14 protein-coding genes are annotated in these 9556 nt (G+C 43.1%); 12 read left to right on the top strand and 2 right to left on the bottom strand.

What is annotated here, in order from left to right; all coding sequences use genetic code 11:
- The 3 genes from QZ735_RS03675 to QZ735_RS03665 all read left to right on the top strand — a co-directional run.
- Positions 1-406: GNAT family N-acetyltransferase (locus QZ735_RS03675; protein WP_294244346.1), on the top strand; the 406-nt coding region annotated here is incomplete at its 5' end.
- 277 nt (positions 407-683) lie between these two features.
- A complete protein-coding gene (locus QZ735_RS03670) occupies positions 684-1676 on the top strand; it encodes an acyltransferase (protein WP_294244342.1) in 993 nt (330 codons plus the stop codon).
- Positions 1677-1710: 34 nt separating this feature from the next.
- Positions 1711-2352, top strand: coding sequence for a uracil-DNA glycosylase (locus QZ735_RS03665; RefSeq protein WP_294244340.1), 642 nt, complete (start codon positions 1711-1713; stop codon positions 2350-2352).
- Here the strand turns inward: QZ735_RS03665 and QZ735_RS03660 are convergent.
- Both QZ735_RS03660 and QZ735_RS03655 read right to left on the bottom strand, forming a co-directional pair.
- Positions 2339-2842, bottom strand: a complete 504-nt coding sequence (locus tag QZ735_RS03660) for a hypothetical protein (protein WP_294244336.1) — start codon at positions 2840-2842, stop codon at positions 2339-2341. The genes QZ735_RS03665 and QZ735_RS03660 overlap by 14 nt on opposite strands.
- A 16-nt stretch (positions 2843-2858) precedes the next feature.
- Positions 2859-3350, bottom strand: a complete 492-nt coding sequence (locus QZ735_RS03655) for a DUF456 domain-containing protein (protein ID WP_294244333.1) — start codon at positions 3348-3350, stop codon at positions 2859-2861.
- A gap of 184 nt (positions 3351-3534) precedes the next feature.
- Here QZ735_RS03655 and QZ735_RS03650 point away from each other — a divergent pair, with 184 nt between their 5' ends.
- The 9 genes from QZ735_RS03650 to QZ735_RS03610 all read left to right on the top strand — a co-directional run.
- Entirely contained in the window at positions 3535-4794 is a 1260-nt protein-coding gene (locus QZ735_RS03650; protein ID WP_294244330.1) for a mechanosensitive ion channel domain-containing protein, read from the top strand.
- 650 nt (positions 4795-5444) lie between these two features.
- Positions 5445-6164 carry a pyridoxine 5'-phosphate synthase gene (locus QZ735_RS03645; protein WP_294244327.1) on the top strand — a complete coding sequence of 240 codons (720 nt, stop codon included), beginning with the start codon at positions 5445-5447 and terminating at the stop codon, positions 6162-6164.
- Between the two features lie 230 nt (positions 6165-6394).
- Entirely contained in the window at positions 6395-7174 is a 780-nt protein-coding gene (locus QZ735_RS03640) for an alpha/beta fold hydrolase (protein ID WP_294244325.1), read from the top strand.
- Positions 7175-7290: 116 nt separating this feature from the next.
- Positions 7291-7506 (top strand): microviridin/marinostatin family tricyclic proteinase inhibitor, encoded by a 216-nt coding sequence (locus QZ735_RS03635; RefSeq protein ID WP_294244323.1) that lies wholly within the window; start codon positions 7291-7293, stop codon positions 7504-7506.
- Between the two features lie 20 nt (positions 7507-7526).
- Positions 7527-7748, top strand: coding sequence for a microviridin/marinostatin family tricyclic proteinase inhibitor (locus tag QZ735_RS03630; RefSeq protein WP_294244321.1), 222 nt, complete (start codon positions 7527-7529; stop codon positions 7746-7748).
- Positions 7749-7787: 39 nt separating this feature from the next.
- On the top strand, positions 7788-8024 hold the full coding sequence (locus QZ735_RS03625; RefSeq protein ID WP_294244319.1) for a microviridin/marinostatin family tricyclic proteinase inhibitor: 237 nt from the start codon (positions 7788-7790) through the stop codon (positions 8022-8024).
- 33 nt (positions 8025-8057) lie between these two features.
- Complete coding sequence (locus QZ735_RS03620) at positions 8058-8261, top strand: microviridin/marinostatin family tricyclic proteinase inhibitor (protein ID WP_294244317.1); 204 nt, start codon at positions 8058-8060, stop codon at positions 8259-8261.
- Between the two features lie 81 nt (positions 8262-8342).
- On the top strand, positions 8343-9299 hold the full coding sequence (locus tag QZ735_RS03615; RefSeq protein ID WP_294244314.1) for an MvdC/MvdD family ATP grasp protein: 957 nt from the start codon (positions 8343-8345) through the stop codon (positions 9297-9299).
- On the top strand, positions 9292-9556 hold a 265-nt coding region (locus QZ735_RS03610), incomplete at its 3' end, for an MvdC/MvdD family ATP grasp protein (protein ID WP_367117827.1). The genes QZ735_RS03615 and QZ735_RS03610, both read left to right, overlap by 8 nt.

Here is a 9556-nt window from a genome sequence, read left to right as displayed (position 1 = left end):
CCGGCGAAATTCCCCCAAAAACAATTATGAGGCACTGCAGTTTATTTTAACGGTAAAAGAAAATGCGGTAAAAGGGCAAAGCTTTTACTGGGGGATTTCGCTGAAAGACCGGCCGGGCCTCATCGGTACCCTCTGCCTCTGGAATTTTTCTGAAGACCGGAAAGTTGCCGAAGTGGGCTATGAATTGTTACCGGAGTACCATAGAAAAGGTCTGATGTCAGAAGCTTTGGCAGCTGTTGTGGATTTTGCTTTCCAGCATCTTTCCCTGCATACACTTCTCGCCATTACTACAGAAGAGAATGACCGTTCGCAACGCCTTTTATTAAAGCAGGGTTTCATTCCGGAAAAAACAGAGGAAGACAACGGTTTTCCGGAAAATAAAGTTTTCAGTTTACAAGGATTATAATGATTGGTTTTTTATCATTTCAGCATTAATAGCTGCCATTAGTTGTAATGAATGCTATATGAAAACATGAATATCAATATCCCCGGCAGGTAACGTTTATGCTGTATGAACAGTATATAGTCTGACATGGGAAGTTCAGCTGCAGGCCACTTTATTAAATAATTTTCATAAATAATAACAAGTGGGGATTGAAATTTAATTTTTTCTATATTTGCAGCACACAAATCACTTTACCTTCCGTCTTTTTACTGTTTACGTATGATGAAAAAAAATACCCATGAAAACTGAAATCAAGTCCCTGACCGGGCTCAGAGGTGTTGCTGCCTTATGGATCACCCTTTTCCACTATATCTATATCAAATTTAATTTCCTGATTGAAAAAGGGTATGTGGCCGTTGATATTTTCTTTGTCCTGAGTGCGTTTCTGCTCACCATTTCCTATTCTGAAAAATTCAGGACGCTGAGTACGGAAAAGGTAAACATCTTCTATAAGAAACGGGTCAACAGGATTTATCCCATTTACTTTTTCTCCCTTATTTTCATTATCCTTTTCGTGGAAAGGGCTTCCGTAGCAGATTTTATCATCAATGCCGGACTGATACAGTGTTTTTTCAACCCGAATTATATGTTAAGTTCAGTATATTGGTCTTTAAGTACGGAATGGATCTGTTACCTGATTTTTCCTTTTATGCTGTATGCCGTCATTCGGTACAGGATCAACGCAGTTCTGCTGATTGCAACAGGTCTATGCATAAGGTATTTTCTCCTTTTCCTTCCTGACCTTTATATTTCAGGAAATAAACAGGGAGAAGCTGTACAGTTCGATAATTATCTTGACATTGCCTATGGAGTAAATTCCCTTATCCGGACAGTATCCTGTTATCTGATAGGGATGGCCTTTGCCCTGCTGGCCAATACGAAGATCTGGAAAAGCAGCTTCCTGATGTACGGAACGGTAGCCGTGTTCTTTTTGTCGCTTACCGTGGAAAAAGGAATCTTTTTTGTTCCGCTGCTCTCTGCCATACTGATCAAAAACCTGTACAACGAAAGCGGGAATGCCGTAAAATGGCTCCTGGAATCAAAACCGGTTTATATCCTGGGGAATATCTCGTATTCACTCTATATCATCCACTTTATATTTAAGAAAATGGAACTCAGGATCGTAAGTTCGTATAATCTCAATGGTACATTGCTGATCCTGTTTTCAATACTTCTTTCCTATATCACTTATCATCTCATTGAAAAGAAAATAAAAATATTTAAGGTATAGTTTATGCTTATCTTATGAAAAAATATGTTAGATCATGACCTGGACAGACGTTTTAGCACCCATAAAAAATACCCCTTACTTTACCGGTCTGTGGGAAAAAGTAAAACAGGAATATGCCACTACCAAAGTATTTCCTCCGAAAAGCCAGATTTTCAGGGCTCTTGAGATTACGCCTTTTGACGATATTGAAGTGGTTATTCTCGGCCAGGATCCTTACCATAACGATTACCAGGCCAACGGGCTCTGCTTTTCCGTTTCCGAGCAGGTAGCAGCACCGCCGTCCCTGAAAAATATTTTCATCGAGCTGAAGGATGATCTCGGAGTGGAAAGAACTTCCAAAGAACTGGATGACTGGGGAAAACAGGGCGTCCTTATGCTCAATGCCACTTTAACGGTACGGGCTCATTCCCCAAATTCCCACAAAGACCTGGGATGGGAAAAATTTACCGATTTCATCATCAGGGAAATATCAGATAAAAAAGAAAATGTCGTTTTTGTATTATGGGGTGCCTTCGCACAGAAAAAGGCCGAACTGATTAATCCGGCCAAACATTTTGTGCTGAAGTCCGCGCATCCGTCACCGTTTTCCGTTCACCGGGGATTTTTCGGCAGCCGGCCTTTCTCAAAAATTAACGAATATCTGGTTTCAAAAGGCAAGAAGCCTATTTCGTGGTAGCATTTTCCCCTGATTTCTGAATTCGGATTCCGATTGTATACTTTCCGGATAATGCTTTTGTGCCTTGGGAAGACTCAGGGTATGGTGCCACATCCTCAAGGACGATGGTATAACCATTAAACTCTGCCATCCTGCTGTAATTTCTGCTTTTGTTGTCAACAGTAGAGATATTCACAGTCATGGGCCTGGAATGGGTTCCCATAATTTCTATCTGGGCCACCGCTGTACCGGCCCACATGCAGTTGACTCCTTTTGGACAGCGGCTGTCTTCGGATATACCTTTGAAAGTAATATTCATCTGGTAGTCTTTAAGAAATCTGTTTTCTCCTTCCTTAAAGTAAATCAGCTGTTCACGGGTATTGCTCATAGGCGTAATGTCTTTTGTGTTAACCGTATTGAGTTGTTCCCCGTCGGTCCGGCGCTGTTTCTGTGAAGTACAGTTTATAAACGTTAATAAAGCGGAACTGTAAATGATGATTTTATGAAGCATAGTATTTGTTTTTTGTTTAAATGATAGCCAGCATATCAAGGAGTACTACCAGGAACATGGCAATTCCCACCACCAGGCTGAATCCGGTTCCGTAAATGAACCCGATGAATGCCCCTTTGGTTGAATTAAAAGCTTTTTTCAGATCCTTACTGTCATGAAGCAGCTCCCCGATAAATACCCCGGCGAACATCCCTACCAGGAAACCCAACGGGATCGGCAGGAAAATTCCTATAATGGTTCCGATTACCGATCCTATGCTTCCCCACCGGGTTCCGCCGTATTTCTGGTTGGTTTTGGCAGGAATTACATAATTCAGCACCACTGAAAGCGCGGTAAGAATCACAAAAGCCCAGATGTAAAACATCGGCAGGTCGGCATCCGTTCCGAATTTATAAATCAGCAATCCGCAGATGCTGAGCAAGAGACCCGGAAGTACGGGTAAAAAAGTTCCCAGAATCCCCAGAAATAGGAGGACGAGGCAGAGAAGGTTGATCAGAGTTGTATCCATTGTTTTCTGTTTTATGCAAGATAGGGAAAAGTGGTCTGTTATTGAAAACCGTAAATTGTACCTGCATTTTCTGTACCAATACTGTATCTTTTCCTTTGGGCAATAGCGGTCCGCACGTAAGTTTGGGATGAAAATTGATGCAGTATTGTATCTGAAATCATCCTAATTTAATAATTTTGTATTAATGAATGACCGATTAGAAGAAACCAAAGACTTTCTGCAGGAACTGAGCGACCCGCTGTACCGCTATATCAGCCGGATTTCCCCGACGGGTCTGGACTGGATATTCCATATCATCGTGAAAATTATCCTGCTTTGCCTCATTTTCCTGGTGCTGGATTTTATCTACAAAGTAATGATCAACAGCATTTTCAGGTTCTTCAAGAATAAAGAAAAATACCCGATCATCAATTCCATCTACGAATCAAGGATTACCAATTCTATTGCGCATCTGTTTGCCCTGGTCGTGATTGGAAGCATTCATGAGTCGATCTTTGCAGGAGCCCTGAAAAACACCACCATTTTTATCAACAGGTCTGTGAACCTGGCCATGGTGCTGATTTTCGCAGGAATGCTGTACCGCGGACTGACTGCCTTCAGGAATTATTTTGTCATTAAACAGGATTTCTACAAGATCATGGCCCTGAATGCCGTTTCGGAAACAGTGAAAATTCTGGGGATTTTCATTTTCTCCGTAGTAGGAATCTGCGTCATTTTCGGGATCAAAGGGACAACCATTGTCGGCAGCCTCGGGGCCATTACGGCCGTTCTGGTACTGGTGTTCCGGGATACGATTCTGGGGTTTGTTACGGGGATCCACGTGGCTACCTCGAAAAACCTGAAGGTGGGAGACTGGGTGAGCATCCCGAAATATAACCTGGAAGGCAATATTGCAGAGATCAACCTTTTAACGACCAGGATCAATAATTTTGATAAAACATTCTCCACGATTCCTACCTATGACCTGATGACAACCGAAATCAAAAACCTGCAGGTGATTTCGGAAACCAATGCCAGAAGAATAAAAAAAGCCATCTACTTTAACATCAACTCCTTCAAATTCCTTACGGATGAAGACATAGAACGGCTGAAAAACATCAATCTTATTTCAGACTATCTCAACCGGAAATCCATAGAGCTGAAGAAACAGAAAGAACATATGGAGCATAAAGAAGAGATCATCAACGGGAAACAGCTGACCAATATCGGGGTGTTCCGGTATTATGCCCAGAAATACATTGAGAGAATCCCGGAACTTGACAAAGAAGGGCCGCTGATCGTGCGGCAGCTGAATATCACTCCGCAAGGATTGCCGCTTGAGATCTATTCATTCACCAATGATACCGAATGGGTACGTTTCGAATCCATCCAGGCGGACATCTTTGATCACCTGCTGGTAGCGTCAAAGGAATTTGACCTGGAAGTAATGCAGGTAAAAGTATAGAAATGAGTCCCCGGGAAAGACCGGTACAGCCGGCAGGACCGGTAATACCAAGATCATCAACCTTCTGATGCTGCTGGTTTCTTTTGCCCTGGCCTGTCTTCTTCCTTTCGACGTTTTTCTATTCTCCTATGCGGTTTTGGGACCGCTGCATTACTGCCCTGTTTATGGTTTCAGGCTATTATAAATTGCCGGATGTTTACAGCCTGATTACCATTGTGTTGCTTTTATCAGTGCCTTTCCTGATTTATATCCTTCCGGTGGAATTTTCAGTGTCCGCAGGCAGAAGCTCTGAAAGGATTTTTACTTCTACGGGATTCAGGCTCATTAACAGCCAGCTTGTTTTTCTGTTTAAAGCAAATATAAATTATGCCTTAATGGTGCTTAAGGTACAGATATTTATTGCATTCGCATATACCTACCATTATCTGAGCTGGTTTGAAAGACCTCCGTCATCGGCTGGGCAAAGGCATTAAGGCCAAAAAAAGTCATTTTGGTTTCAGCAATCTGGATTTTATCAATAGCTTTGTACCTGTATAATTATCAAACCGGCCTGACGGTGCTGTTTGTGCTGAGTATGCTCAATGTACTTGCCGAATTCCCGCTGAATGCATGGTCCGTCAGAACGGTATTTCAAAAAATGATCAGTAAAAATGACAAAACTTAGTGTAAACATTAATAAGATCGCGACGTTGAGAAATGCAAGGGGAGGAGAAACTCCCAGCTTAACGGAAGTGGCTGTAAAGATTCAGGAATTCGGAGGACAGGGGATTACCATCCATCCGAGGCCCGATGAAAGGCATATCACAAGAAAAGACGTTTATGATCTCAAGCCGTTGGTCACTACGGAATTCAATATTGAAGGCAATCCGCACCGCCCGTTTATCGATATGGTACTGGAAGTGAAGCCGGAGCAGGTAACCCTGGTTCCTGATGCAGATGATGCCATTACCTCCAATGCAGGCTGGGATACCCGCAGGCATCTGGATTTTCTGACGGAGATTATTACGGAATTCAGGAATGCCGGAATCCGGACTTCCGTTTTCCTGGACCCGGTGCCGGAACTGGTGGAATATGCCGCAAAAGCCGGGGCAGACCGTATCGAACTGTATACCGAAGCCTATGCAAAATACTACACAGCTGATAAAGAGCAGGCGATAAAGCCATATTACGAGACTGCTGTAGTCGCTGCCGAACACGGGCTGGGCCTTAATGCCGGCCACGACCTCAGCCTGGAAAATCTTAAATATTTTTCCGATACCATCCCTAACCTGCTGGAAGTCTCCATCGGGCACGCCCTGATTTCCGAAGCCTTATACATGGGACTCGAAAATACAGTCCAGGCCTACCTGAAGAGGCTGGCAAAATGGTAGAAATACCGGATGCAGGCAGTACCTCAGTATCGTATTGTCGTTCTGCCTGTCACCATCAGGGCGCACCATGAAAAGACAGAAGCGGAAAAAAATGCTGCTTTTGCAGACCCGTTTCTCTTTTTCATTTTCCGGTGTATAATACCATAACCTTAAAAAACAGATGCTGAAATTTCCGGAGGGGAAATTTCAGCTTATTCAATTGATCTTCCATCTGAAAAACCTGATCAACAATGCAAATCCTAAATTCAAAAATATTCGGCGAAAACCTTTCGTCAACACCGCTTCTGGTATTCCACGGATTGTTCGGAATGCTGGATAACTGGGGAACCTTCGGCAAAGACCTCGGAGAATTCCTTCCCGTACATCTCATCGATCTCAGGAACCACGGAAGAAGTTTCCATTCTGCTGAGATGTCACATGATGACCTGGCAGACGATATCCTTCGCTATATGGAACATTACGGAATAGCGAAAGCCCATATCCTGGGGCATTCCCTGGGCGGAAAGGCCGTTATGCAGTTTGCGATAAAGTATCCTGAAAAGGTGGCTCAACTGATCGTGGTGGATATTTCCCCAAAAGCCTATCCACCGCATCACCAGGGAATCATCAAGGCCCTTGAAACTGTGGACTTCACTACCGTAAAATCCAGAAGTGAAGTAGAGGCCGTGCTGAGCCAGTATATTCCGGAACGGTCTACTATCCAGTTCCTGACCAAAAACCTCTATTGGGACGATGATAAGAAACTGAACTGGAGATTCAATCTTAAGACTTTGTCTGAAAAATACAATCAGTTTGTTTCCAATGCTATCAGGTTCGGTGTCTTCGGAGGCGAAACCCTGTTCATTGCCGGCGACCGGTCAAATTACATCCTGCCGCAGGATCATTTTGCCATCTGCCAGCAGTTCCCGAAGGCTGAATTTGTTACTGTGAAAAATGCCGGCCACTGGGTGCAGGCTGAAAATCCTGTGGATTTTGCTGTTATCGTAAAACAGTTTTTGAATATTCAGTAAGATAATGGAGTTATGGATATGTAATTGTTAAAATTTTATTAAAATCATTTTTATTCTTCCTTGTGTGAATTTTTTTTGATACTTTAGGACTCTCTAAATCATTAAACAATAATACTATGGAAAACAAGAAATCAAAAAAACCGTTTTTCGCTTCTTTTCTGGAAAAGCAGATTCAGGATCCTGAAAAAGTAAAAGGCGGATCGGGTGTTATTACCACGCCATCGGAAGATAATGTAACCGGTGTTCTTAAGGACAATGTTACCGCTCCGAATTATGATGCCGTAACCCTGAGATATCCTTCCGACAGCGATGCTGCTGAAGACCTGGATTAATTCCTAAATCTACGGGGATCATGAAAAATAAAAATTCTAAAAAGCCTTTTTTTGCTTCTTTTCTGGAGAAGCAGATACAGGAACCGCAGAAAGTAAGAGGCGGAGACGGGACGTCGACCGGAGTCCTTAAGGATGCCGCAACTTCTCCCGTAACCGACAGCCTGACCAAACCCGGCGAAGATACGGTAAGCATGAAATACCCTTCAGACAGTGACGAAGAAGGCTATGAGCCTGAACTTTAAATTTCTCAGAAGCTATTTTTAATCCGAAAATAAAATTGTATGGAAAATTCCAAAAAGAAACCTTTTTTCGCTTCTTTCCTTGAAAAGCAGGTACAGGATCCCGAAAAAGTAAAAGGCGGGTCGGGTACGGTAACGTCTGCTCTTCAGGACAACACAACAGGTGCCCTAAAGGACAGTGTTACATCTGCACTTGCCGACAATATTACCAAGCCGGGAAGTGACCATGTTACCATGAAATATCCTTCAGACGGCGATGAAGACGCCAACGCAGTATAATATTATTGATTCATTTAATCCAAAATAAATTGTATGAACAACAAGAATTCCAAAAAAAAACCGTTTTTTGCTTCTTTCCTTGAAAAGCAAATCAGTGAGCCTCAGAAAATTAAAGGAGGCGACGGAACAGGTATCATTACCAAGCCTACCGTAGATACGGTAACCAAGCCAATCAACGATATGGCACAGACTATGAAATATCCGTCTGACGGAGATGATGATTCACAGTCTGTATAATATTGATCAGAAACTGTTAACACAAGCATCTGAAAAGGAAACTTATACGCTAAGTTTCCTTTTTTTCTAACAAATCGGCACATGATTCTCTGCATCACCCACTCCCAGGATTTTTATAATATCGATCTTTTCTTCGGGCACCTTGCCTCCAAAAACATTCCGTATTTCCGGCTGAATTCCGACCGGCTGAATCATGAACAGAACATCAGCATCACAGATAAAGGTTTTGAGCTGACTGATGAATCCGGGAACACCATACAATCGGGACAGATTACTGCGGTATGGCACAGGAAATCCTGGCGTATAACGGTCCCTGAAGAAATGGATGAAAGCTACCGGCCTGTTTTCCTGAAAGAATATTCCAGCCTCCGGTATAACCTCCTGACCTCCCTGCAGCATCTTCCCTGGATCAATCCTTTGGAGGCTGAAAATAAAATAGACGGCAATAAGATGCTCCAGCTGAACATGGCAGGTAAGCATGGACTGAAAGTTCCGGAAACCCTTTTCTCCAATGATGCAGGAAAAGTTACTGACTTCTTTCACCGGGAATGCAACGGAAAAATGGTAGCCAAGCTTCACGGTTCGCTCACAAAATCGATGAACGGGGAAAATTTCCTCTCGACTCATATCATTGACCATGACTCTCTGGGAAATATAGAAGATATTGCCTATTGTCCGATGATTTTTCAGCCCTATATCGAAAAAGCATACGAACTCAGGATTGTCTATGTGGACGGGACCTTCTTTACCGGGAAAATCAACAACAGCGAGCATACCGACTGGCGTGTGGCCCGTGAAGGATATTCCTGGTCTGAATATGATCTTCCGGAATCTGTTGAAGAAGGCCTGAGCGGAATGATGAAGGAAATGAACCTGTACCTCGGGGCCATCGATATGATCAGAGGAAAGGACGGGGCATATTACTTCCTGGAAGTCAACCCGCAGGGAGAATGGGGCATGCTGCAGAAATACCTGGATTTTCCCATAGCCCAGAGAATTGCCGATCAACTTATCAAAAGAATACCAATCCATGAATAAAATCTTAATCATTACCCATACCGGAGATAATTTCTCCATTGAAAAAGTAACCGAATATATCGACCGGAACAACTGCGAAGTGATACGTTTCGATGTAGACCTGTATCCTCTGCAGAATAAGCTTTCCACAACTTTTGAAGACGGAAAATGGATCACTGTGCTGGAAACGGCGGATCAGCAGCACAGGCTTGACGATATAGCCGCGGTCTGGTACAGGAGAGCCTACAACATCGGAAACGGCGTAAAAGACGAACTGG

The sequence above is a fragment of the uncultured Chryseobacterium sp. genome (assembly GCF_913776365.1).
GTDB lineage: Bacteria > Bacteroidota > Bacteroidia > Flavobacteriales > Weeksellaceae > Chryseobacterium.
This window is presented reverse-complemented; position numbering and strand designations above follow the sequence as displayed.